Below are 23,534 nucleotides of genomic sequence, written 5' to 3' on the forward strand. Positions count from 1 at the left end.
CGGGCATAAACATAGAAGTATACGGCGCGCTGCCATTACGCGGCAAAGCGTCGCGTATATGCCGTCAAGGCGTGGGACTGATAGAATCGCCGCCGGTTCACACGAGGTTTATCCATGCACGACACCCACAACGAGCGCATGAGTGGTAGCGAGACTCGCGCCGCCGGTGGCCTGGCCCTGGTCTTTGCCTTTCGTATGCTGGGCATGTTCATGGTGCTGCCGGTACTTGCCACCTACGGCATGGACCTGGCCGGCGCCACGCCTGCGCTGATCGGCCTGGCCATCGGTGCCTACGGCCTGACCCAGGCGGTGCTGCAGATCCCGTTCGGGATGATCTCCGACCGCATCGGCCGGCGCCCGGTGATCTACCTTGGGCTGATCATCTTCGCCCTCGGCAGTGTGCTGGCAGCCCAGGCCGACTCGATCTGGGGCGTGATCGCCGGGCGCATTCTGCAGGGCGCCGGGGCGATCTCGGCAGCGGTCATGGCGCTGCTCTCCGACCTGACCCGAGAACAGCACCGGACCAAGGCCATGGCCATGATCGGCATGAGCATCGGTTTGTCGTTTGCCGTGGCAATGGTTGTGGGGCCATTGTTGACGCGCGCCTTTGGCTTGTCGGGATTGTTCCTCGCGACTGCAGGACTTGCCCTGGTCGGCATCCTGCTGGTGGCCTTCCTCGTGCCGCATGCGCACAGCACCCTGCAGCACCGCGAGTCGGGGGTGGCGCGCAAGGCCATCGGCCCAACCCTGCGTCATCCGGACCTTCTGCGCCTGGACGTGGGTATTTTCGTCCTGCATGCGATCCTCATGGCCAGCTTCGTTGCGCTGCCCTTGGCCTTTGTCGAGCGCGGCGGCCTGCCCAAGGAAGAACACTGGTGGGTATACCTGACCGCGTTGTTCGTCTCATTTTTTGCAATGGTGCCGTTCATTATCTACGGCGAAAAAAAGCGCAAGATGAAGCGTGTGTTGCTCGGCGCGGTGAGCGTCCTGCTGCTGGTCGAGGTGTTCTTCTGGCAGTGGGCTGACAACTTGCACGGACTGGTGATCGGCACCGTGATATTCTTTACTGCCTTCAACCTGCTGGAGGCATCCTTGCCTTCGCTGGTCAGCAAGGTGTCGCCCGCCGGCGGCAAGGGAACGGCCATGGGGGTTTATTCCACTAGCCAGTTCCTCGGTGCCGCGCTGGGAGGAATCATCGGTGGCTGGTTGTTCCAGCATGGTGGTCTGGGCATGGTGTTCGTCGGTTGTGCGCTGCTGTGTGCTGTGTGGTTGGTCGTCGCCTTGAGCATGAACGAGCCGCCCTATGTGACCAGCCTGCGCATGCCACTGACGCCTGAGGCGGTCCGGGAAGCCGGGTTGACCGAACGCCTGATGGCCGTGCCGGGTGTGACCGACGCCGTGGTGGTGGCAGAAGAAGCCGCCATCTATATCAAACTGGATACGAAAATTTTGGACCGTGCGACCCTCGAGCGTCTGGTAAATCCAGCCTCATCGGCGTGCGAAGCCTAGGAGAACGTTATGGCCCGTGGGGTTAACAAAGTCATTCTGGTCGGTACCTGTGGTCAGGATCCCGAAGTCCGCTACCTGCCCAACGGTAACGCCGTGACCAACCTGAGCCTGGCCACCAGCGAGCAGTGGACCGACAAGCAGTCCGGTCAGAAGGTCGAGCGTACCGAGTGGCACCGTGTGTCGATGTTCGGCAAAGTTGCCGAAATCGCCGGTGAGTACTTGCGCAAGGGTTCCCAGGTCTACATCGAGGGCAAGCTGCAGACCCGCGAGTGGGAAAAAGACGGCATCAAGCGCTACACCACTGAAATCATCGTCGACATGCAAGGCACCATGCAGCTGCTCGGCGGCCGCCCGCAGAACCAACAAGGCGGCGGTGATCAGTACAACCAGGGTGGTGGTAACAACTACAACCAGGGCGGTGGTCAGCCACAGCAGTACAACCAGCAGCCACAGCAGCAGGCACCGCGTCAGCAGGCACCACGCCCGCAGCAGGCTCAGCAGCGCCCGGCGCCGCAACAGCCAGCGCCACAGCCGGCAGCTGACTTCGACAGCTTTGATGACGATATTCCGTTTTAATCAATAGTCTTGTCGTAATAAAAAGCCCGCAGCATCTTATGCTGCGGGCTTTTTTATTGACTCGATGTCAATGTTTCGATGGTTTGTTAGTGGAAGTTGCAGGTGTGCTTCAAAGATAACTTTTAGTGTAGGAAGTTTCTGAGGTTGCTTGCTTGGTAATCAATGCCCGAATTTATTAAGTACAATCCGCTTTTTCAAGGAGCGGGCCCATGCAGGACATCATTTCTTCAAGTCGAATTACAGTCAAAGACTCGCAAAGCGAGTATTGCGTTGCCGGCTTTGTCGATGCCTATCAGGCATACGTCAACGCTGAGGAGGGCGGCGCAGTGTATGCCTACTGGCTGTTGGTAGGCGTGGGCTTTCTCGTGACAGCCATCGGTGTCATCACCATGATCTTCGGCCCGGAAACCATAACGTATAACAGCATGGCTGGGCCGACGTTATTCGAGTATATACAGATCTATCCGGGGCCTATCGCAACGATTGGTAGTGTGTGCATGGCTGTGGGCAGCAAGTTGGGTTCGAAGGAAATCATGACCTGCGAGTCCTATTTGCAGGCCAACTATCAGTTAAAGTCTGAAGACGGTCAGGATGTGTCTAATACCGTCAAGATCACTCACCTGGGTGAAGATAAATTTGAGATTACATTGAATCAATGATTCGCTTGCTGAGCGTCTTGGAATCCCGCGCTTGTCTGGAGTAGCGAAGGCCCCCAGCGCTGCAACGCGCCGAGGGCCTTTTGGGATCATGCAATTTAGACTTCAAACACGCTGCCGATCAGCTTCAACCAATCTGCAGTCGCTTGATTTCCAGCACTTCGACCTTTTCCCACACCTTCTGCTCAAGGTAGGGTTCACTCTGCAGCCAGATATCGAGTGCGGCGCGGGACTCAAAAGCGACATGCACGTTGGAGCCGATCATCTTGCCCTCGGTGTTGAGCAGTGCTCCGCCGCCAAGGAAATTGCCACTGGCGGCCAGCGCGTGCAAGCGCGCCACATGCTCTTCACGGCACTGCAGGCGGCGTTCAAGGGCATCGTCGTAATCGTAGGCGATAAGCGCAAATTGCATGGTTCAGTTCCTGAAGGTTGGGTTTTCGGCACAGTGCCGCGCGTGTTGCTGCATCGGCTGATGCGTCGCAGGAGCGGCTTCGCCCGCTGGCCGCGATACCAGCGCAGCAATTGCCGCAATCAGTGCAAGGCCACCAATGAAGCAGGCTACCGGCAACCAGTCGTGGTTATCAGCCATCAGCGCATAGCAAATGCTTGGTGAGAAGCCGGCGATGATGAAGCTCAGTTGGGTCGCCAGGCCAACCCCGGTGTAGCGCACACGGATGCTGAACATCTCGGCATAGAAGGATGGCCATAGTGCATTCGGCGCACTGTAGAGCACAGATTTGAGCAGCACGGTGCTAAACATGATCAGGCCGATGTTCCCGGTGGTGATCGACCACAGGAACAAGAACACTCCAGCGCTGCAGGCGAACGCGCCCAGGGTGAAGATACGCTTGCGGCCGATGCGGTCAGCCAGCAGGCCGAACAGTGGTTGGCAGAGGAGGGCGACGGCCTGACTCGCGGCAATGGCCGTGAGCATCGACGCGCGCTCGACCCCCTGATTGTTGGTCGCCCAGGATAAGCCAAAGATCATCACCAGCGACGACACCGAGCAGATCAGGGCGCAGCAGAACACAATGATGAAGGCGCGCCCTTCATGGCGGAACAGATCAGCGACAGGCAAGTGTTCTGGCTTGGCTTTACTGGCTTTGAATTCCGGGCTTTCTTCGACGCCGCGGCGGATTATCCAGGTGATGATGACCATTACTGCACTGAGCAGGAACGGGATCCGCCAGCCCCAGCTCAGCAACTGTTCCTCACTCAGCATCGTTAGTGGGATGAATACTGACGTGGCGAGGATCGAGCCCATCGATGCGCCATTGATCAGCCAGCTGGTGTAGAACGATTTGCTCTTGCCCGGAGCGTGCTCCATGGTCAGCAGGCTGGCGCCGACCTGCTCGCCGCCAGCAGAAAAGCCCTGCAGCAGGCGGCACAGCACCAGCAACGCTGGCGCCCATGCGCCGATGCTGGCGTAGGTGGGCAGCAGGCCGATGGTGAACGTGGCGATGCCCATCAGCATCAGGGTCATCATCAGTACCTGTTTACGCCCGAAGCGGTCGCCAAGGTGGCCGCAGACCAGCGCGCCTACGGGCCGGGCCAGGTAACCGACGCCGAACGTGGCCAGGGCTGCCAACGTCCCCGCCATCGGGTCAGACGAGGGAAAGAACAGCGTGCTGAAGACCAGCGCGGCAGCAGAGCCGTAGATAAAAAAGTCGTAATACTCGACGACACTGCCCAGAAAACTGCCGAATGCAGCTCTGCGGGCCATGCGCCGATTGTCGGTCGCGTGAGTTTGCATGGGTTAGCCTTTCTTGTAATTGTGGTGGACGGGTCTTGCAACAGGTCAGCGGCTGCCGAACGGCGCCAATTGGCTGCCTCCACAGACGTGAATCACCTCGGCAGTGATAAAAGCGGCATCTCTCGAGGCCAGGAATGAAGTGGTGCCCGCAATGTCTTCGGGCGTGGTCAGGCGCTTCAAGGGTGTGCTGTTGATCGAACCCTGGGCCATCTGCTCGAAGCTATCGGCATCACGTCCATCGAGCGTGAAAGCCGAGGGCAATAGTCCAGGCGCGATGGCGTTGACGGTGACGTTGTGTGGCGCCAGCTCGCGCGCCATCGAGCGGGTCAACCCGACCAGGCCCGCCTTACAGGCGACATAGGCCGGTGGGCCGCCGGCCACCCAGCAGCGCGAGACCATATTGATCACTCGGCCGCTGTTCTGCCGCTGCCAGTAGGGTGCAACCTGCTGACACAGCAGGGCCGGACCGCGTAGGTTGACAGCCATCATGTGATCCCACTTGGCGACGTCGAAATCGTAGATCGAGCCGCGGTGATTGACCGCTGCGTTGTTCACCACGACATCGATGCGGCCAAAGGCAGCCCCAACATGCTCCACCAAGGTAGCGATGGAGGCCGGATCGCCGAGATCGGCGTGCACTGCCAACGCTCTCTGGCCCGGGGACAACGGCAGTTGCGCGACCAGGCTCTGCGCTGCCTCAAGGTCGAGGTCCGCCGCGACCAGGTCCAGGCCGTCCTGGCTCAAGCGAGCGCAGATGGCCCGGCCCAGTTCGCCAGCGGCGCCGGTGACCAAGGCAACCCGACGCGGGTCGGTGGAAGTGTTCATTGGCAAGGTACCTCTTGGCTGGCAGCATGGACGAAAGGTGTCAGGTTCAGGTAGCGGCCGATCAGGTCGCGGTTACGCCGCAGCTTGTGCAGGTCACTGTGGCGGGCATCGAAATCTTCTACCGAAATCCAGTCGGCAAAGCCGTTGGCACGCAGGGTGGCGAGCATTGCCGGCAGCGGCAGTACGCCTTCATCGGGAGGGCACCATTGCCACTGCCAGCCTTGGCCGGGGCCGAGTGGTTGGTACGCGACGTTCTTGACCTGCACATGGGCCAGATGCGCACCCATCAGGTCGAGCGACATCTGCACATCCTCGCGGCCTTCGATGGCCAGGTTGCCGAGGTCATAAATGATGCCTAACCGCTCGGCGGGGTAATGTTCCGCCACGCGCATGGCCAGCGAAGGGCTGGAACAGATGGTGCGTTGATGCACCTCGAGCGCCAGACGCACGCCGGCCTGTTCGGCCAGTGGCAGGATCTGGTCAAGGAAGCGGCGCATGCGCGCATAGGCCGCCGGATAGCGCTCATCCACGTAGCCAGGTGCCCATAAGCGCAAGCGAGCCTGACCTGCCCGAGCGGCGAGGTCGATCATGTGCTGCGCCTGGTCAGTGTCGCCAACCGCCAGGTAAGGGCTCAGGCAGAAGATTTCCAGGCCGGCGGCCTGGCAGCGCCGGTAGATGTCCTCGACCGCGTGTACTGTCGGGGCGATGGTGCAGCGATTGTTGCTGCGGGCATCCCAGGCGCGAGCAAAGTCCAGGCCAGAGGTATCGGCAACGCGCCACTCAACGCCTTGATAGCCGTGCTCGGCCAGTTGCTCAACCAAGGCTTCGGGAGCCAGGCTTGGCAAAGATGCGCTGGACGCGCCGAGCCGTGGCGGTGAGGTTGAAATCATATGATTGCCCTGGTTATCGGTTCCGTGTGGATAGGTCGATGCTAGAGCAAACTTTTTGTTGAATAAATTGATATAAAATCAGCGCTTGGTTAACTTGTGGGTTGAACAAGGAGCCAGTCATGCACCTTAATGCCATCAACCTGCGCCACTTTCGGGTGTTTCTTGCCGTGGTCAGCGCTGGCAGCCTGGTCACTGCCGCCAAGCTGCTGCACATCACTGTTTCAGCCGTATCGAAAAGCCTCAAGGAGCTAGAGCAAGAGCTGGATGTGCAGTTGCTGCTGCGCGGGCGTAAGGGTGTGCAGTTGACCCAGGCCGGTGAGGCCTTCAACAAACACGCAGCGCAGACCATGGCCAGCTTTCGGTTGGCCATGGACGAAGGCCAGACGGCTGCGCCGGCACCGCAGATCCTCAAGGTTGGAGCGTTGCCGACAGCTGCGGGCTACATGCTCGCACCCGTGGTGGCGCAGATGCGCGAGCGCTACCCGCATGTACAGGTTCGCGTGGAATCCGGTATGTATGACTACCTGGTGGGCAAGCTGCGCACCCGCGAACTCGATCTGATCGTCGGACGGCTGATCGGTCGAGACATGCTCGGAGTGATGTTCGAGGCGTTATATGAAGAGGATTTGCTGCTGGTGGTGCGCACGGGACACCCGCTGGCCCAGCGCGAGCAACTGCAGTTGGATGATTTGCGCGCGCACGTACTGCTGGCATCCCCGCAAGGTACCTTGGTGCGAACCAGCATCGACAACTTCCTGCTCAGCAGTGGTGGCGTTCAACGCTTTCAGATTCAGGAATCGCTGAGCGAGACATTTTCTCGGGTATACGTCCACGACTATGACGCCGTGTGGTTTGTGCAACGCGGGGTGATCGACCTGGATCTGCGCTTGGGGCTGGTGCAGCAATTGCCTTTCAGCAGTTCCCTGCTGCGCGCACCGATTGGCCTTACTTCAGCGACTGATCGGCCGCTGTCTGACGTAGCGCAGATGTTTGCCGGGATGCTTCGGCAGTGGTGTACCGCCCGCTCTGCTCAGCGCTAGAGCGGGCATCGGCGGCGAATCTGAAGCTGCCGATGCTTTCTTTAGGCAATCAGGCCTTCAAGCCCGCTCCCCACACAGATCCAGCGCAAACCAATGCTCCGTCGCCTGCGCATCCAGCCCCGCCCCAAGCAAGCCAAACAACTTGCCCAGCGCCGCTTCGCGGGTCATGCCGCCGCCGCTGATCAGGCCAGTGTCACGCAGCCGGCTACCGGCGGCATAGGTGTCAAATACCACCGAGCCGACCGGGCACTGGCTGATCGCAACGATCACCACGCCGCCTTGGTGGGCGTCATGCAGCACATCCAGCAGGGCCTGGTCGTCGGACGGCCCGGTGCCGCTGCCGTAGCACTCCAGCACCAACCCTTGCACGCCGCTGTCGAGCAGGCCGCGCAGGTGTTCTGCCTGCAGGCCGGGGAACACCGGCAATACCGCCAGCTTTACCGGCTGGCGCAGCTGACGGTAGTCAAGCACAGCCGGGATGGCTGGCGCGCGCTCGCTGTCGCGATGACGGGGCAGGGCGGCGAAGGCGTCGAATGCCTCGCTGCGCAGCTTGGAGGCGCGGCAGCCGTGCAGCAACTGCTCGTGGAAGTACAGCTGCACGCCGTCCTCGATGCCGCTTTCGAGCAGGCGCAGGGCGCCGATCAGGTTGTCCCAGGCGTCGCTGTCTGGCGCGCCGGCGGGCAGCATCGAACCGGTCAGCAGCACCGGCACCGGCAAACCGAGCAGCACGAACGACAAGGCTGCACCGGTGTAGGCCAGCGTATCGGTACCGTGCAGCACCAGCACGCCGTCGTGGCCGTCACGTTCCACCGCTTCGACAATCGCGTCACGCATGGCCAGCCAGTTGGCTTGCTGCATGTTGGCGCTGTCCAGCAGTGGGTTCATTTCACGCAGTGTCCACTGTATCTGCGGAGCATCGTCAAGTTGCGCCAGATGCTCGCGCATGCGCACGTCGAAGCCGCCCGCCGGGGCGAGGCCCTGGGGTGTTTCGAGCATGCCGATGGTGCCACCGGTATAGAGGACGAGAAGATTCTTGACTGCACGCATGGCGCATTCCGTAACGATGAGCGGAGAGAGAAGCAGCCGCCCGCGAACGGGGCGGCTGGCAGGGGAGGATATCAGCGCTGGGTCTGAACCTGACCGACGGTGTTGTCAGCGGTTGTTTCAGCGGCTGCCGGAACTGGCCAGGCGTTGCGGTCCAGGTCCAGGTCAGGGAACTTGCTCGAATCGAACACTGGCTGCTTGATGCCAGCCTTGCGCTGCACATCGTAGTCACGCATGACCCGCAGGCCGATGTTGAACAGCAGGGTCAGGGCGATCAGGTTGACGAAGGCCAGACAGGTCATGGTGATGTCGGCGAAGGCGAACACGGTCGAAAGGTCTTGCGCCGAACCCCATACGATCAGCGCCAGGACCAGGCCGCGGTAGCCCATCAGCACCGAACGCTTGCGGGTCAGGAACTGCAGGCTGGTTTCGCCCAGGTAGTAGTTGTAGAGGATGCAGGTGAAGACGAACAGCGACAGCGCGACGCTGACGAACAGACGACCCCAGTCACCGACTACAGCGGCCAGCGAGTTCTGGGTCAGGACGATGCCGTCACCTTCGAAGCCTGGGGTGTAGAAGCCCGACAGCAGGATCAGCAGTGCGGTGCAGGTGCAGATCACGAAGGTGTCGAGGAACACGCTGAACGCCTGCACCACGCCCTGTGCGCCGGGGTGCTTGACCGCGGCCACGGCAGCAACGTTGGGCGCACTGCCCAGGCCCGCTTCGTTGGCGAACACGCCACGTTTCACGCCCATCACGATCGCGCTGCCGAGCAGGCCGCCGAACGCAGGGTCAAGGCCGAAGGCGCTTTTGAAGATGGTTTCCAGCATCGCTGGCACGTGCTCGATCTGGCTGCCGATCACATACAGGGTGACGCCGATGTAGGCCAGAGTCTTGACCGGTACCAGCAGGTCGGACACCGAAGCAATACGCTTGATACCACCAAGGAAGACGATCGCCAGCAGCACTGCCAGGGCAATACCGGTCTGCTGCGGCGGGAAGCCGAAGGCATTTTGCAGCGAGTGGGTCACGGTGTACGACTGCAGGCCGTTGAAGGCGAAGCCGTAGGTCACCAGCAACAGCAGCGAGAACACCACCGCCATGCGCTTGAATTTCAAGCCATGCAAGATGTAGTACGCCGGGCCGCCACGGTACAGGCCATCGCCATCGGCGCGCTTGTACACCTGGGCCAGGGTACATTCGAAGAAGCTGCTGGACATGCCAACCAGCGCGGTCACCCACATCCAGAACACAGCGCCTGGGCCGCCGAGGGTCACAGCGATGCCGACACCGGCGATGTTACCGGCGCCAACGCGGCCGGCCAGGCTCAGCATCAGTGCCTGGAACGAGCTCAGCTGGCCAGCCTGGCCACGCAGGGATTCTTTGAACACACCGAACATGTGGCCGAAGTGACGGAACTGGACGAACCGCGAGCGGAGGGTGAAGTAGCTACCAAGTCCGACGATAAGGACGATGAGCAGCTTCCCCGAAAGGAAATCGTTGAGTACTTCGAGCATGGCAAATGACCTCGATTCTTATTCTTCGCGTGGAATGACCAGCGGCGGCAACGACGCGCCGCTTTTCGTTGGGCGCATGGTTGGCCATGACAAGAGTCGTTACAATTTCGCGGGTTGCTCTCAGTTGGCGCGACTTGATGCTATGCTTGCATCACTCGCATCAGCTGGACCTCGTACATGAGCGATCATTTCGCTAGCAACCTGAAATTGGCCTGTAGCCACTACCGCTCTATCTCCGAGGTTTGCCGGCAGCTGTCGATCAACCGCGCCCAGTTCAACAAGTATTTGAGCGGGCAGAGCCGTCCGACGGCCTACAACCTCAAGCGCATCGGCGATTTCTTCGGGGTCGAGGATTACGAGCTGAATTTGCCGCCCGAGCAGTTTGCCCGGCTGATAGGTGCGCGCATTCCTTCGGAGCAGAACGGGCCGTTGAACGACCCCATCAGTGAGCTGTTCAAGCCTTTGCATGCGCATGCCGGCAATCTCTCGCGCTATTGCGGCTACTACTTCGAATACTCCAACTGCATGTCGGTGCCGGGTACCATTCTGGTGTCGCTGGTGCATTTGCGGGAGGAGCGCGGCAGCTTTCTGTTCGAGCGCCAGGAACGCCAGGAGCGCAGCAGCGCCACCGACCTGCATGCCGAAGTGCGCTGCCGCTACCTTGGTGCGGCCTTCCAGCTGCAGGACCGCATGTTCCTGATCGACTACGAATCACTGACCCTCAACGAGATGAGTCAGACCATCCTCATCCCCAGCTTCAAGAGCCGCATTACCCGCTTGAACGGGCTCAAGACCGGAGTCTCCAGCGGCGACCGGCGCAACCCGGCCTGTACCCGCGTGGTCTGGGAGTTTCTCGGCGAGGAGATCAACCGCATCAATGCCTACCGGCAGGTCAAGCTGTACCGCCCGGATGATCCGCGCATCGACGATGACGTGCGCGAGCGCCTCAGCGTCGGCCCGCTGAGCAACGGCCTGTTCGAGATCGAGTAGGCCGCCTCAACCGCGAATGAACGCTGCGGTCACCTCTGCCACCTGGTCGGCGACTTGCGGATTGTCTCGCAGGTGAGCGGCGATGCCGTGGTCGCAGTCGGTCAGCAGCAGGCACTCGACATGTGGCGCCGGCACTGAGCGCAGCAGGGTATGGGTGACTTCTTCCGGGATCGGGCTGTAGCGCTGCACGCCAGACACCCAGCGCGTCCCCGCCGAGGTCCCCGCGCCTTGGCCATAAGCACGCGAATTAAGCCCGTCGTACTCACCGATCACCAGCAATACCTGGCCGGTAAAGGTGCGCAAGAATTCATAGCTATCACATTGCAGAAAGGCGAACGGCTGGCGAATCGCTGCGGTGAACGCCGGGCCGAACGGCGCCTGGTGCGCCGCGTCCGGGTAAACCGCCGGGCAGATCAGCACCAGTTTGGAGATGCTTGGCAACTGCGCGGCCATCTTCAGCGCAATGGCTGCACCAAGGCTATGGCCGATCAGGGTATGGCACTGCTCGGCGATATGCTGATGAAAGCTCAGTGCCTCGTGCAGATTGGTGTGCAGCGACGGCGCGGCGGCGCCCGGTTGGCTGGCCAGGCTGTGGCCGGACAGGTTACCGCTGAGCGAGCCGATGCCCTGCGCCTGCAGGCGATACAGCAACGGGTTGAGGCGGGTGAAGTCCGAGCGTGCGCCACCGACGATAAAGGCGGGCGGGGCGTGTGCAACATCGGGCACCAGCAGTCGTGCCTGCTGCCGATAGCCGTCGAACGACTGTTCGATGAACCGCTCTGCGCCGGGCGCTGCCTCGTCGTACTGCCAGGTCGAACGGTGTGCAGCGATGGATTCGGTGGGCATTTGGACCTTCGCGCTGAGCAGGGGATGGCGCGCTCAGTATAGGTCGATAACAGCCTTGCGAAGTGCGCCACTGCAGTGCCGAGCAACGCCGCAATCCAGCAGGCGTTGGACTTCCCCTGTCGGAAACCGCAAAATGCTTTTTCTTCCAACGATCTGAGCGGACTTTTTTACCCTATGCGTATGCGCCTGATGCTGTTGGGTGGTGGCAATGCCCTCGGGCAAGCGCTGATTCGTCTCGGGGCCGAGGAAGACATCGGATTCCTGGCGCCGCGTCCGCCGGACAACGGCTGGGATCCGGCCAGCCTGACCCTGCTGCTGGACGAACACCGCCCCAACGTGGTGATCAACCTCGCCTATTACTTCGACTGGTTCCAGGCCGAGGCGGTCAGCGAACAGCGCCTCGCCCAGCAAGAGCGCGCAGTCGAGCGTCTGGCCGAGCTGTGCCAGCACCACGAAATGATCCTCGTGCAACCTTCCAGCTATCGCGTGTTCGATGGCTCGCGGGCCACTGCCTACAGCGAAAAGGACGAGCCGGTGCCCCTGGGCAGCCGCGGCCAGGCGCTGTGGCGGGTCGAGCAGAGCGTGCGCGCAACTTGCCCGCAGCATGTGCTGCTGCGCTTTGGCTGGGTGCTGGACGAGAGCATCGATGGCACCCTCGGGCGCTTCCTGACCCGCGCCGAGCAGCCGCAGGAATTGCTCCTGGCGGACGATCGCCGCGGCAATCCGACGCCAGTGGACGATGCGGCCCGGGTCATCCTCTCGGTACTCAAGCAACTCGACTGCGCCGCGCCGCTGTGGGGCACCTATCACTACGCCGGCAACGAGGCGACCACGCCGCTGGCGCTGGGCCAGGCGATCCTTGCCGAAGCACAGCAATGGCGCCAGCTCGCAGTGCAGGCACCGACCGCCCAGGCCCATGCGGCACGGCCGGATGCCAGCGAAGAGCCGCAAAATGCGGTGTTGGCCTGCAAGAAGATCCTTCATACCTTCGGCATCAAGCCGCGCGCCTGGCGCTCGGGCCTGGCGCCTTTACTGGACCGATTCTACCGACATGGCTGACGCCCCTATTCTGATCACCGGCGGCGCGGGCTTCATCGGCTCGCACCTGTCCGACGCCTTGCTGGGCAAAGGCTATGCGGTGCGTATCCTTGACGACCTGTCCACCGGCAAGCGCGCCAACCTGCAGTTGCAGCATCCCGGCCTGGAGCTGATCGAAGGCGATGTCGCCGACGCCGCTCTGGTCGCCCGTGCTGCCGCTGGCTGCCGCGCCGTTGTGCATCTGGCTGCCGTGGCCTCGGTGCAGGCCTCGGTGGATGACCCGGTGAAAACCCACCAGAGCAATTTCATCGGCACGCTGAATGTCTGCGAAGCCATGCGCCTGAATGGCGTGCGTCGGGTGCTGTTTGCGTCCAGCGCCGCGGTGTATGGCAACAATGGCGAAGGCCAATCGATTGCCGAAGATACCCCCAAGGCGCCGCTGACACCTTACGCAGTGGACAAACTTGCCAGCGAGCAGTACCTGGATTTCTACCGCCGCCAGCATGGCCTGGAGCCGGTGATCTTCCGCTTCTTCAACATTTTCGGCCCGCGCCAGGATCCGTCCTCGCCGTATTCCGGGGTGATCAGCATCTTCAGCGAGCGCGCTACCCAAGGCTTGCCGATCAAGGTATTTGGCGACGGCGAGCAGACCCGCGACTTCCTCTATGTTGGTGATCTGGTCCAGGTCATGGTCCAGGCCCTCGAGCAACCGCAGGTGGAAGAGGGCGCAGTGAACATCGGCCTGAACCAGGCCACCTCGCTGAATCAGCTACTGGCCGCGCTGCGCGACGTCATTGGCAGCCTGCCGGAAATCAGCTACGGCGAAGCCCGCTCGGGCGACATCCGCCACTCCCGTGCCGACAACGCGCGCTTGCTGGCACGCTTCAACTTCCCTCAACCAACGCCGATGGTCGAAGGTTTGGCCAAGCTGTTGGGCAGGGGCTAAGCACCGTTCTGCAGGTCGCTCAGGCCTGCGGGAAACCCATCTGCGCGTCAGACCTTTCTGAAATCAAATCCAAATGCTTCTGCAAAAGCCCGTCTAGGAATTATCCTACGCGTCTTTCGGAAGCAGCTCAGTTGTCGGGGAATCACCTCAGTCCTAATGTCACAGGGTCGCCAGAAGTGGTGACCGGGTGTGAGAACCCGACAACACAAATTACGGCCAGTTTATGGCAGCCGTGCGCGGGCAGACTTCGGTCTGGCCGGGTTTCTCTTGTGTCTCGGTTTCTCACCCTGTGCACGGCTGCCACCCTCAATCCGTGAGAAGAGCGACGGTGGTGGTTTTCTGTGAACACACAAGAGACCTGACCATGAAAAAGCTCGTCCCGGATCCGCCAGTACCCTATTTCCTGATTAACGCCGAACTCAGCGTGGAAGATGCGCTCGCCCAGGTCGACAAGCTGCTCGACTGCTTGAACGGAACAATCAAAGCCAATCTTTTCGGTGAGCCTATTGGCATCCACATGTACTTGCTGGAGGTCATAGAGGTGCTCAACCAGTTGATACTTGCGTTGGTTGCGCATGCCAGGGACAAGGAGGCGGTGTCATGAAAACCGATATCAAGCACCGCAAAACTCAAGGCCAGACACCTTGCCAGAACCTTTTCTGCGTACAGCGTGATGTGCCACTTGATCAGGCGTTCTCGGAGCTATCCGTACTCCTGGGCTGTATCCGCCATCTCGCTACAGAGGCGGAGATGGAGAATGATCGGCAAGCAGGGAGCGCTGTACGAATATTGAGTGAGCTCGCCAAGGCCCTGATCGATGATATGGAGCTGGGTGTCAGCAGAGCACTGGTTTCGCACTGAAACCCATCCGCTTCAAGGTCTCTGTGTTTATCTCTGGCTTGAGATCGCTGGCGCCCGCAGCGGCCCCAGCGCACTCGACACCGCGCTAACGACCCGACTGCTCGCGGATAATTCCCGGCTCCCTGGCTACGTAATTAGCCGCGACCTGGCTTCACCCCATGCCGCACCACCCGCCGCAGGCAATCGTCCGGCCCCACCACGCGGCCATCCCTGGCTTGCACCTGCAGTGTCTGCAAAGGTTGGCCGTGGGCACTGTCGAGCAGTTGCGAGCGGGTTTCGCCGGCTTCGAATAGAAATTGCTCGCCCCACTGGCGCAGGCCAATCACGATGGGAAACACCGCGCGGCCCTTGTCGGTCAGCACGTACTCCTTGTACGCGCTGCCATCCGAGGCGGGTTGCAGGGTCAGCAGGCCGGTTTCTACCAGCAGCTTGAGGCGCGAGGAGAGGATGTTCTTCGCCAGCCCGAGGCTCTTCTGCAGCTCACTGAAGCGGCGCAGGCCATCGAACGCATCACGCAGAATCATCAGCGCCCAGCGATCACCGAGCACCAGCAGCGCGCGTGCCACGGGGCATTGGTTGTTGATCGGGTCCAGCATGGCGACAACCTCGCTTGTTTATCTGGTTGCAGATTAAAACCACATTTGCTAGAAGGCCAGTAAGTGGTTTCAATATGAAACCAGTTTTCGAGTGCCTGCCATGACCGCGTTCAGCCCTGCGCCACTTACCCGCTCACTCACTCTGTTGCTTGCCGTGACCTGTGCACTGGCTGTGGCCTCGGTGTATTTCGCTCAACCGTTGCTCGAGTCGATGGCGACCAGCCTGGGGGTGGCAACGGGCAAGGTCGGGCTGGTCGTCGGCGCGACTCAGGCCGGCTATGCGGTTGGCCTGTTGCTGGTCGTGCCATTGGGCGATGTGTTCGAGCGCAAGCGCTTGATCGTCTGTCAACTGCTGCTCTCGGCCGCGGCGCTGCTGGCGGTCGGGCTGGCGCAGGACTGGGCCGTATTGCTGCTGGCGATGAGCCTGGTCGGGCTGCTGGCGGTTGTGGTGCAGGTGGTGGTGGCGCATGCCGCGACCTTGGCGACAGCGCAGGAGCAGGGGCGCGTGGTCGGCCAGGTCACCAGCGGCGTGGTGCTGGGCATCTTGCTGGCGCGGCTGGTGGCTGGTGGGTTCGCCGACGTTGCCGGCTGGCGCAGTGTCTATTTTGTTGCTGCCGGGTTGGCGCTGTTGATGGCTTTGCTGCTCTGGCGCAAGTTGCCGAGCGCGCAGCCAGGCGCCCGCAGCGCCAGCTATTGGCAATTGCTGGCGTCGGTTGTCGGTCTGTATCGACACGATCGGCTGTTGCGCCAGCGTGGGCTGTTGGCCTTGCTGACCTTCGCCGCTTTCAGCGTGCTGTGGAGTGCAATGGTACTGCCGCTGAGCGCACCAGCGCTGGCGCTGAGCCATACCCAGATCGGCCTGTTTGGCCTGGCCGGAATCGCCGGTGCGATGGCAGCGTCACGTGCCGGGCGTCTGGCTGACCAGGGCCACGCGCAGCGAACCACAGGCGTGGCCTTGCTGCTGTTGCTGCTGTCGTGGGTAGCCACGGCCTTTCTTGAATACTCATTGCTGGCGCTGGTGCTGGGCGTAGTAGTGCTCGATTTTGCCGTTCAGGCGGTGCACGTCACCAACCAGACATTGCTGCTGAAAGGGCGCAGTGAGATGGCCAGCCGCCTGATCGGGGCCTACATGTGCTGTTATTCGCTGGGCAGCGGGGTGGGGGCGGTAGCGGCGAGCTGGGTCTATGCGCGCTGGGGCTGGATGGCCGTGTGCGCAGTGGGCGCGGGGTTCAGCGCACTGGCCTTGATTTATTGGCTGTATCTGCGCTGGCAAACAGGCAATGGCCAGCGCTGACAGCAAAAAGCCGCTGCCTGATGGCAACGGCTTTGTCATGCAGCAACGATCAGAACTTGTAGCCAATACCGACCATGTACACCCATGGATCGACTTCAACGTCGACCTTGGTCTTGCTGTAGCCCAGTGCGGCAGGGCCGTCGACGGTGGCTTTGGTGTCGATGTCGACGTACCAGACCGAGGCGTTGACCAGCACGTTGTCGGTGATCATGTAGTCCATGCCGACCTGGCCGGCGATGCCGATCGAGTCCTGCATTTTCAAGTTGCTGAAGCCTTGCTGCTTGCGCGCGCTGCTCAGGTCTTCATCGAAGAACAGGGTGTAGTTGATGCCCACGCCTACGTACGGCTGGAACTTGGAGGCTGGGTCCATCGGGAAGTACTGCAGCGACAGGGTCGGTGGCAGTTGCTTGATGTCGGCCAGCTTGCCATCCAGGCCGCCGCCCAGGCCCTTGACACCAACGGTGTGCTGGAACGGCGTGGCCGCCAGCAGCTCGACGCCGATGTGATCGCTGAGCATGTAAGCGAAGGTCAGGCCCAGCTGCGTGTCGCTGGTCAGGGTTGCCTTGGTGCCGGCTACCTTGTTGCCGTCGAAGCGCAAGTCGCCGCTGCTTTCGTTGGGCGCGGTGGTGATGGCGCCGGCGCGGACAATGAAATCACCCGGCTGGTGAGCGTGGGCAGCAGGCGCAACGAGGGCCAGGGCGACGAGCGAGGCGCCGAGCAAGGACTTGTTCATGGAAGCTCCGAAAGGACATTGGTAATCAATGGCCTAATGGTACGGAGGCGCTTAAACCAAATGTTTGACCCAGCTCAACGAAGCGCGGCATAGCCGTCCTGCGGGCTTATTTCAGTTCGTAGGCGTAGATTTTTTCGGCTTCCATCTGGTATCCGGCGTCAGCCAGCTCGCTGCTGCTGGCTTTGACCTGCATACGCCCTTCGATCCAGTACGGTTGGTACAGGTCTTCGACGCGTACGCCCATCTCGCTGAAAATATGCACGATCTGATTCGACGGCGGTGGCGGCACGTGAATGCAGGCGCCGTAATACGGTACCAGCAAAAACTCGGTGGTACGGCCTTCTTCACTGACTTCCAGCGGCACGATATAGCCCGGCAGCTTGACCTGCTGATTGTCCAGCGCCTGCACCACCGGAGCATTGGCCGATTGCTGGGGTGCTGGCGGCGCGGACTCGGCCGCCAGCGCGTTGCCGATCTGCGACAGGTCGTGCAGCGGCGCCAGCTGCGGGGCTTGCACTGGCGCGCCTTCGGGGATCAATGCCGGCCAATCCAGCTCGCGCGGCTCAGCCGCCCACACCGGCGAGCTGAAGAGCAGCACCAGTAGCATGAGGCAGCGCGGGAACTGAGCGCTAAGGCGGGGCAGACGCATGGTAATCACTCACAAATGAATCGACAGACCATCAGCCAATGACTGCCGATAGGCACGCCAGGCCGGCACGCTGCCCATCAGCAACGCTGCGCCGAGGATGATAGCCAGCAGCGTCCATTCATGGCTACTCGGCCAGGCCAGTGGCAGGTACATGCCATAGTTGGCCTGCACGTAGCCCTGAGCCAGAGCGATGCCGGCATACAGCAGGCCAAGCCCGGCGACGATACCGGCTACCGCCAACGCCAGCGCCTCGAGGACCAGCAGGCCGGCAATATGCCAGGGCCGAGCACCCACCGAGCGCAGAATGGCCATCTCCCGGCGGCGCTCGTTGAGGCTGGTCAGAATCGCCGTGAGCATGCCGATCAAGCCGGTCAGCACGACAAACAACGAAACCACGAACAGGGCTTGCTCGGCGGTCCCCATCAGGCTCCACAACTCCTGCAGGGCCACGCCCGGGAGAATCGCCAGCAACGGCTCGTTGGCGTACTGATTGATCTCGCGCTGCACGCTGAAAGTGGCGATCTTGTTGTTCAGGCCAAGCATGAAGGCGGTGATCGCAGTCGGTTGCAGGTCCATGCCGCGCGCTTGCTCGGCACTGATGCGGCCGGCGCCGCGAGCCGGTACGCCATTGTGCCAGTCGACGTGAATGGCCTCCATGCCGGCCAGGCTGATGTGCAGGGTGCGGTCAACCGGGGTGCCGGTGCGTTTGAGCACGCCGACCACAGTGAACGGTTTGTCATCGTGTTTGACCAGGCTGATCGCCGCTACGCCATGGGCCAGCACCAGCTTGTCGCCGAGTTTGTAGTGCAGTGCCTCGGCGACTTCGGCGCCCAGCACCACGTCGAACGGGTTATCGGCAAACGGCCGGCCCTGGCTGAGTTCCAGGTGCTGGCGCCGGCCATACTGGTAGTGGCTGAAGTAATCGGTACTGGTGCCCATCACCCGATAGCCGCGATGCGAGTCGCCCAGCGAAATCGGGATCGCCCACTTCACCCGCGGGTCGCTGGCGTAGTGTTGATAGCTGTCCCAGCGGATGTTGTTGGTGGCGTTGCCGATGCGAAACACCGAGTACAGCAGCAGGTTGACTGAGCCCGAGCGGGCGCCGACGATCAGGTCGGTGCCACTGATGGTGCTGGCAAAGCTGGCGCGGGCTTCGGTGCGGACCCGTTCCACGGCCAACAGCAGGCAGACCGACAGGGCAATCGCGAAGGCGGTAAGAAAGGCCGTGAAGCGCCGGTTGGCGAGGCTGGCCAGAGCAAGGCGGAGCAGGTACATCAGGCCTCCCGGGGCGCGGCGGCGCGATTGAGTTCGGCCAGTGACAGGTGTCGATCGAACAGCGGCGCCAGGCTCTGGTCGTGGCTGACGAACAACAGGCTGGAGCCGGCAGCGCGGCATTCGTCGAACAGCAGCCGGATAAAGGCCTCGCGGGTGTCGGCATCGAGCGCCGAGGTTGGCTCGTCGGCGATCACCAGCTCCGGCTGGCCGATCAGCGCCCGGGCCGCGGCTACTCGTTGCTGCTGGCCGATCGACAGGCTATCGGCGCGCCGCGCGAGCATTGCCGGGTCAGTCAGGCCCAGGTGCGCGAGCAGTTGCGTGGCGGCCTGATCGACGCTGCCATGGCGCTGGCGGGCACGCTCGGCGCGGCTGGCAGAAAAACGACAAGGCAGTTCGACGTTTTCCCGCACCGACAGAAACGGCAGCAGGTTGAACTGCTGAAAAATGTAGCCGGTGTGATCGACGCGGAAGCGATCGCGCGCGCCCTGGCCCAGCTCGGCCAAGGTCTGACCGAGCAGGCGCACGCTGCCCTGCGCCGGCAGGTTCACACCGCCAAGCAGGCCGAGCAGGGTGGTCTTGCCGCTGCCGCTGGGGCCCTTGAGAAACAGCGCTTCGCCCGCTTCCAGGCGAAACTGCGGGATATCCAGCAGCGGCGCCTGGCCGGGCCAGGCGAACAGCAGATCACGCAGTTCGATCAACGCCTGGCTCATTCAGAACGCGACCGTCGCAGTGGTCGGCGTTGCTTCAAGGCCTTTTTGGCCATTAGGGCCAATCAACTGCACGTTGATCTTCTGCATCGCCGGGTAAGCCTTGAACAGCGGCGCGAGGTCGATGCTGGCGAGTTTGCTCGGGTTGCTGCAGGTGAACTGATAGTGCGCTTCGATATCGCTGTGGGCGTGTTTCTCGGTTTTGCCGGCAGCGGCTGCTGGTGCGTCGAACAGCGGGCTTTGCAGCTCCTGCGCGTCGATGCTGCAGCCAGCGTCCTTGGCCAGACCCAACAGCTGCAGCGGCTGCTCCAGTTGCTGGCGTACGCTGGCTACCTTGGCCTTGTCGGCATCTCTGCTGGCGGCGTGTTCAAAACCCACCAGGTTCATCGCCGGGCTGTCCAGGCCAAGCTCGAGGGTGTTGCCATCCAGTACTACGTCGAGTTTGGCCACGCCGTGTTCATGGGCGCCCAGCGCGGTGTGGTCGTGATCATGCTCATCGTGGGCATGCGCCACGGCCAGGGGCAGCAGGGCGAAGGGCAGTGCAAGCAACAGACGGCGCATGGACAACTCCAGAGAGCAGGGCGAATGATTTGGTAATGTTATAACAATTTTTCTGGCGACTGCCAGCCGCTTGGCGAAGGTTTCATGTCGTGGGAGCATGGGCACCAGGCAATTGTGAGCGAGGAAGCCAAGGTGAGAATACGAGGAACGATCGGCGAGTGGCCGGTGGACCTGACCATCGAGCTGGAGCCGGCGGAATGGGCGCAGCTTGGGCGTCAGGGGGAGTTGGCTGCGCCGGCGGAAAAGGCAACGCCGGCACCGGCGGTGCGGCAGAACGATGACCAGTGGCAAGCTGCGCGCGAAGCCTTGCGCGTGGCCGGACAGATGACTGGGCCAGAATTACTTGAGCAACTGGAGCAGTTGACCGGCAGCACGGCGGCGGGCAAGCGGCTGCTGGTGCGTTTGCGTCACAGTGCTGAGGTGAGGGTGGAAAGCGCGGGGGATGCGCCTGTTTATCACTGGATCGGTTGAAGCATAGTGGGCCAGCTACGCTGGCCTTTCGCGACACAAGGCCGCTCCTACAGGCGACCGAGTTGCTCATGGCTCACCGCCGGCCTGTAGGAGCGGCCTTGTGTCGCGAAAGGGCCGCGCAGCGGCCCCGCAGACCGTCGGGCCGATATGCGCCTCAATACATCAAGGCAAACAACTTGCGCCGATACGCGGTAACCAGCGGGTGCTCATTGCCGAGCAGCTCGAACACCTGCAACAGCGCCTTGTGCGGCAATCCGCTTTCATAACCCCGATTACGCTGGAACAGCTTGAGCAACCCATCCAGCGCCGCTTCGTACTGCTGGCGCGCCAACTGCTGAATGCACAGCTGATAAGCGGCTTCGTCGTCCTCAGGGTTCTGCGCCAGACGGCTCTTCAACTCGGCGGCTTCCGGCAGGCTGGCGGCCTGGCGCAAGAAGGTCAGCTGCGCCTTGGCGCCGGCCAACGCTGCCTTGTGCTCGTCGCTCTTGACCGCACCCAGCACGGCCTCAGCTTCACTCAGGTCGCCACGCTCGGCCAGGCAACGGCCGTACAGGATCAACGCCTCGGCATTGCTGTTGTCTTCGCCCAGCAACAGCTTGAGGGTCGCTTCGGCCTCGGCAAAGCGGCTTTCGGCAAACAGCGCCTTGGCTTCTTCCAGTGGCGAGGCAGTCGGCGCGGCAGGCATCTGCACGTGCGGCTCGAGCAGGGCGCGAATCGCCGATTCGGGCTGCGCACCGGCAAAGCCGTCGACCGGCTGACCGTCCTTGAACAGCACCACGGTTGGCAGGCTGCGGATACCGAACTGGGCAACCACCTGTTGCTCGACGTCGCAGTTGATCTTGGCCAGCAACAGCTCGCCCTGATAACCCTCGGCTATCTTGGCCAGCAACGGCATCAGCGCCTTGCATGGCGCACACCACTCGGCCCAGAAATCCACCAGCACCGGTTTGTGGAAGGAGTTCTCGATGACCAACTGCTGAAAGTTGGCGTCGGTAGCATCGAAAATGTACGGCAGGGCGTTGGTATCGGGGGCTTGGCTCATCGCAACTCTCGCAAATCTCTGAATGACACCACTATAAAGGCTCGCGGCTGGCGTGGTACAGGCTGACCCGGCGGAATTCGTGCGGTTCGGCCAGGTCGGGCAGGGTCAAGCCTTCTAGCACGTCCAACTGACGGTACAGCGGGTGGCTGAAATTGCGCACCCGCGAGTCGGCCACCAGCACCTGGCGGCCACGGCTGAGAAAACCATCGAGCAACGGCAGGTTGGCCGGGTCGTACAACACATCAGCCACCAGAATCAGATCGAAGCGGTCGGCCTCGGCAAAAAAATCACTGCTGTAGCCGAGCTCGACCTGGTTCAGCGCAGCATTGGCTCGGCACGCGGCCAAGGCCAGCGGATCAAGGTCACAGGCAACCACCTCGACAGCACCCGCCCGCGCTGCGGCGATCCCGGCAATGCCCGAACCGGCGCCAAAGTCGAGCACGCGCATGCCCTCGACCCACTGTGGATTGGCCGCCAGGTAGCGGGCCATGGCCAGGCCGCTGGCCCAGCAGAAGCTCCAGTACGGCGGCTCTTCGAGGATGCGCTGGGTCTCTTCGCGGGTGAATGCGCGGTGCATGTTGTCGGCGCCGAGCAGCCACAGTTTCAGCGCGCACTCCGGCAGCGCAGTGGCAACCAGCTGCGCTTCGCCGATCAGACCGCTGAGCGCATGCTGCAACTGCACTGGCGCCATTTACGGGGCTTTCTCGAAGCGCAGCGGGCCGGTGGCCTGGCTCGTAGCCTGGACGATGCGCTGTGGCGGCAGGTGCATGATCAACTGACCCGAGCGGCTGGCGCGACCGCGCAACTCGACGCGGGCACCGGCCGGGAATGCTTCCGGGTTGAAGCGCAGTTGGTAGGGCAGGTCCTGACCGGTACCGGTCAGGGTGCTGCTGGCCAGCAGCCGCTGCGGGCGATCACGTTCGTCGATCACCAGCAATGCCAGTTCGACCTCGGCACCCGCTGGCACGTCTTGCAGGCTGCCGCTGATTTCCCGTTGATAAGCCGGCAGCGGGCCGAGCGCCGGGGCCTTTTTCACCGTTTTCGGCGCCGGCGTTGCGGGCACCGGTTCGTTTTTAGGTTTATCGCTGCTGCAGGCCGTCATCAGGCCAGCGAGGCAGAGCACGACGAGCGCTCGAAAGTGCATGGAGAAGTCCTTCAGGGGCAGATTTGAGTGGATGGTAACCCCTTTGGCTTGTCTTGCCAGTCGGATGCGCTACCATGGCCCTCCCTTTTTTTGTTGCCTGCCACCATGCACTGTCCCTTTTGCGGTGCCAACGACACCAAGGTCATCGACTCGCGCCTGGTCGCCGAGGGCGAACAAGTGCGTCGCCGGCGCGAATGCGTCGCCTGCGGCGAGCGCTTCACCACCTTCGAAACCGCCGAACTGGTACTGCCGCGGCTGATCAAGCAAGACGGCACCCGCCAGCCATTCGACGAAGACAAGCTGCGAGCCGGCATGCAGCGCGCGCTGGAAAAGCGCCCGGTCAGCGTCGAGCGCCTGGAAGCAGCGCTGGCGCAGATCAAGCACAAGCTGCGCGCCACCGGCGAGCGCGAGGTCAAGTCGCTGGTGGTCGGAGAGCTGGTCATGGAGGCGCTGCGTCAACTCGACGAAGTCGCCTACATTCGGTTTGCCTCGGTCTACCGGCGTTTCCAGGACCTTGACGAATTCCGCGAAGAAATCGACCGCCTGGCGCGCCAGCCGGGCAAAGAGTAAA

At 62.1% G+C, this 23,534-nt stretch carries 28 protein-coding genes; 12 read left to right on the forward strand and 16 right to left on the reverse strand.

What is annotated here, in order from left to right; genetic code table 11:
- The first annotated feature begins 114 nt into the window (after window positions 1-114).
- The 3 genes from AC58X1_RS22020 to AC58X1_RS22030 all read left to right on the forward strand — a co-directional run bounded on the left by AC58X1_RS22020 (window position 115) and on the right by AC58X1_RS22030 (window position 2,744).
- The gene (locus AC58X1_RS22020) at window positions 115-1,509 is read left to right on the forward strand and encodes an MFS transporter (RefSeq protein WP_430326686.1); all 1,395 of its coding nucleotides are present in this window, start codon (window positions 115-117) and stop codon (window positions 1,507-1,509) included.
- Between the two features lie 9 nt (window positions 1,510-1,518).
- Window positions 1,519-2,085, forward strand: coding sequence for a single-stranded DNA-binding protein (locus AC58X1_RS22025; protein WP_101322330.1), 567 nt, complete (start codon window positions 1,519-1,521; stop codon window positions 2,083-2,085).
- 209 nt (window positions 2,086-2,294) lie between these two features.
- Window positions 2,295-2,744: a hypothetical protein gene (locus tag AC58X1_RS22030; protein WP_497429455.1), complete on the forward strand. Its 450-nt coding sequence runs from the start codon at window positions 2,295-2,297 to the stop codon at window positions 2,742-2,744.
- 124 nt (window positions 2,745-2,868) lie between these two features.
- Here the strand turns inward: AC58X1_RS22030 and AC58X1_RS22035 are convergent, their stop codons facing one another.
- Genes AC58X1_RS22035 through AC58X1_RS22050 form a run of 4 tightly spaced genes read right to left on the reverse strand, consistent with a single transcriptional unit; the run spans window position 2,869 to window position 6,209 of the window.
- A complete protein-coding gene (locus AC58X1_RS22035; protein ID WP_101322328.1) occupies window positions 2,869-3,153 on the reverse strand; it encodes a YciI family protein in 285 nt (94 codons plus the stop codon).
- A gap of 3 nt (window positions 3,154-3,156) precedes the next feature.
- Window positions 3,157-4,494: an MFS transporter gene (locus AC58X1_RS22040; RefSeq protein WP_497429456.1), complete on the reverse strand. Its 1,338-nt coding sequence runs from the start codon at window positions 4,492-4,494 to the stop codon at window positions 3,157-3,159.
- 45 nt (window positions 4,495-4,539) lie between these two features.
- Entirely contained in the window at window positions 4,540-5,319 is a 780-nt protein-coding gene (locus tag AC58X1_RS22045) for an SDR family NAD(P)-dependent oxidoreductase (protein WP_150571012.1), read from the reverse strand.
- Complete coding sequence (locus tag AC58X1_RS22050) at window positions 5,316-6,209, reverse strand: sugar phosphate isomerase/epimerase family protein (RefSeq protein ID WP_497429457.1); 894 nt, start codon at window positions 6,207-6,209, stop codon at window positions 5,316-5,318. Before AC58X1_RS22050 ends, AC58X1_RS22045 begins: the two co-directional genes overlap by 4 nt.
- 119 nt (window positions 6,210-6,328) lie before the next feature.
- Between AC58X1_RS22050 and AC58X1_RS22055 the strand changes: the two genes are divergently transcribed.
- Entirely contained in the window at window positions 6,329-7,249 is a 921-nt protein-coding gene (locus AC58X1_RS22055; protein ID WP_101322325.1) for a LysR substrate-binding domain-containing protein, read from the forward strand.
- Between the two features lie 57 nt (window positions 7,250-7,306).
- Here the strand turns inward: AC58X1_RS22055 and AC58X1_RS22060 are convergent, their stop codons facing one another.
- Both AC58X1_RS22060 and AC58X1_RS22065 read right to left on the reverse strand, forming a co-directional pair.
- On the reverse strand, window positions 7,307-8,296 hold the full coding sequence (locus AC58X1_RS22060; protein WP_150571011.1) for an asparaginase: 990 nt from the start codon (window positions 8,294-8,296) through the stop codon (window positions 7,307-7,309).
- Window positions 8,297-8,367: 71 nt separating this feature from the next.
- Entirely contained in the window at window positions 8,368-9,810 is a 1,443-nt protein-coding gene (locus AC58X1_RS22065) for an alanine/glycine:cation symporter family protein (RefSeq protein ID WP_101322323.1), read from the reverse strand.
- 177 nt (window positions 9,811-9,987) lie between these two features.
- Here AC58X1_RS22065 and AC58X1_RS22070 point away from each other — a divergent pair, with 177 nt between their 5' ends.
- Window positions 9,988-10,800: a helix-turn-helix domain-containing protein gene (locus AC58X1_RS22070; RefSeq protein WP_101322322.1), complete on the forward strand. Its 813-nt coding sequence runs from the start codon at window positions 9,988-9,990 to the stop codon at window positions 10,798-10,800.
- Between the two features lie 6 nt (window positions 10,801-10,806).
- Here AC58X1_RS22070 and AC58X1_RS22075 read toward each other — a convergent pair whose 3' ends face one another.
- The gene (locus AC58X1_RS22075) at window positions 10,807-11,646 is read right to left on the reverse strand and encodes an alpha/beta hydrolase (protein ID WP_101322321.1); all 840 of its coding nucleotides are present in this window, start codon (window positions 11,644-11,646) and stop codon (window positions 10,807-10,809) included.
- A gap of 174 nt (window positions 11,647-11,820) precedes the next feature.
- Here AC58X1_RS22075 and AC58X1_RS22080 point away from each other — a divergent pair, with 174 nt between their 5' ends.
- From AC58X1_RS22080 to AC58X1_RS22095, 4 genes are all read left to right on the forward strand, one after another.
- Entirely contained in the window at window positions 11,821-12,705 is an 885-nt protein-coding gene (locus AC58X1_RS22080; protein ID WP_101322320.1) for a sugar nucleotide-binding protein, read from the forward strand.
- Window positions 12,698-13,630 (forward strand): UDP-N-acetylglucosamine epimerase PgnE, encoded by a 933-nt coding sequence (gene pgnE, locus AC58X1_RS22085; RefSeq protein ID WP_497429458.1) that lies wholly within the window; start codon window positions 12,698-12,700, stop codon window positions 13,628-13,630. The genes AC58X1_RS22080 and pgnE overlap by 8 nt, the downstream gene beginning before the upstream one ends.
- Before the next feature lie 364 nt (window positions 13,631-13,994).
- Window positions 13,995-14,234, forward strand: coding sequence for a hypothetical protein (locus tag AC58X1_RS22090; protein WP_497429459.1), 240 nt, complete (start codon window positions 13,995-13,997; stop codon window positions 14,232-14,234).
- A complete protein-coding gene (locus AC58X1_RS22095) occupies window positions 14,231-14,491 on the forward strand; it encodes a DUF3077 domain-containing protein (protein WP_150571006.1) in 261 nt (86 codons plus the stop codon). Before AC58X1_RS22090 ends, AC58X1_RS22095 begins: the two co-directional genes overlap by 4 nt.
- Window positions 14,492-14,625: 134 nt before the next feature.
- Here AC58X1_RS22095 and AC58X1_RS22100 read toward each other — a convergent pair whose 3' ends face one another.
- Window positions 14,626-15,087, reverse strand: coding sequence for a winged helix-turn-helix transcriptional regulator (locus AC58X1_RS22100; protein WP_188036756.1), 462 nt, complete (start codon window positions 15,085-15,087; stop codon window positions 14,626-14,628).
- 100 nt (window positions 15,088-15,187) lie between these two features.
- Between AC58X1_RS22100 and AC58X1_RS22105 the strand changes: the two genes are divergently transcribed.
- The gene (locus AC58X1_RS22105) at window positions 15,188-16,381 is read left to right on the forward strand and encodes an MFS transporter (protein WP_497429460.1); all 1,194 of its coding nucleotides are present in this window, start codon (window positions 15,188-15,190) and stop codon (window positions 16,379-16,381) included.
- A 49-nt stretch (window positions 16,382-16,430) separates the two neighbouring features.
- Here the strand turns inward: AC58X1_RS22105 and AC58X1_RS22110 are convergent, their stop codons facing one another.
- The 5 genes from AC58X1_RS22110 to AC58X1_RS22130 all read right to left on the reverse strand — a co-directional run bounded on the left by AC58X1_RS22110 (window position 16,431) and on the right by AC58X1_RS22130 (window position 20,306).
- Window positions 16,431-17,114, reverse strand: a complete 684-nt coding sequence (locus AC58X1_RS22110) for an OmpW family outer membrane protein (protein WP_101322316.1) — start codon at window positions 17,112-17,114, stop codon at window positions 16,431-16,433.
- A gap of 106 nt (window positions 17,115-17,220) precedes the next feature.
- On the reverse strand, window positions 17,221-17,763 hold the full coding sequence (locus tag AC58X1_RS22115; RefSeq protein WP_150573706.1) for a DUF3299 domain-containing protein: 543 nt from the start codon (window positions 17,761-17,763) through the stop codon (window positions 17,221-17,223).
- A gap of 9 nt (window positions 17,764-17,772) precedes the next feature.
- Window positions 17,773-19,038 (reverse strand): ABC transporter permease, encoded by a 1,266-nt coding sequence (locus AC58X1_RS22120; RefSeq protein WP_497429461.1) that lies wholly within the window; start codon window positions 19,036-19,038, stop codon window positions 17,773-17,775.
- The gene (locus tag AC58X1_RS22125; protein WP_101322314.1) at window positions 19,038-19,748 is read right to left on the reverse strand and encodes an ATP-binding cassette domain-containing protein; all 711 of its coding nucleotides are present in this window, start codon (window positions 19,746-19,748) and stop codon (window positions 19,038-19,040) included. Before AC58X1_RS22125 ends, AC58X1_RS22120 begins: the two co-directional genes overlap by 1 nt.
- Window positions 19,749-20,306: a DUF2796 domain-containing protein gene (locus AC58X1_RS22130; RefSeq protein WP_497429462.1), complete on the reverse strand. Its 558-nt coding sequence runs from the start codon at window positions 20,304-20,306 to the stop codon at window positions 19,749-19,751.
- A 132-nt stretch (window positions 20,307-20,438) separates the two neighbouring features.
- On the opposite strand from AC58X1_RS22130, the gene AC58X1_RS22135 reads away from it, so the two are divergent.
- On the forward strand, window positions 20,439-20,777 hold the full coding sequence (locus AC58X1_RS22135) for a hypothetical protein (protein WP_497429528.1): 339 nt from the start codon (window positions 20,439-20,441) through the stop codon (window positions 20,775-20,777).
- 154 nt (window positions 20,778-20,931) lie between these two features.
- Here the strand turns inward: AC58X1_RS22135 and trxA are convergent, their stop codons facing one another.
- Genes trxA through AC58X1_RS22150 form a run of 3 tightly spaced genes read right to left on the reverse strand, consistent with a single transcriptional unit; the run spans window position 20,932 to window position 22,963 of the window.
- Window positions 20,932-21,819 (reverse strand): thioredoxin, encoded by an 888-nt coding sequence (gene trxA / locus AC58X1_RS22140; RefSeq protein WP_101322312.1) that lies wholly within the window; start codon window positions 21,817-21,819, stop codon window positions 20,932-20,934.
- A gap of 31 nt (window positions 21,820-21,850) precedes the next feature.
- On the reverse strand, window positions 21,851-22,510 hold the full coding sequence (locus tag AC58X1_RS22145; RefSeq protein ID WP_497429463.1) for a class I SAM-dependent methyltransferase: 660 nt from the start codon (window positions 22,508-22,510) through the stop codon (window positions 21,851-21,853).
- Window positions 22,511-22,963, reverse strand: a complete 453-nt coding sequence (locus AC58X1_RS22150; RefSeq protein WP_103435141.1) for a YbaY family lipoprotein — start codon at window positions 22,961-22,963, stop codon at window positions 22,511-22,513.
- A gap of 105 nt (window positions 22,964-23,068) precedes the next feature.
- Between AC58X1_RS22150 and nrdR the strand changes: the two genes are divergently transcribed.
- On the forward strand, window positions 23,069-23,533 hold the full coding sequence (gene nrdR, locus AC58X1_RS22155; protein WP_101323120.1) for a transcriptional regulator NrdR: 465 nt from the start codon (window positions 23,069-23,071) through the stop codon (window positions 23,531-23,533).
- Window position 23,534 lies beyond the last annotated feature (1 nt).

Source organism: Pseudomonas sp. PGPR N4, assembly GCF_059693665.1.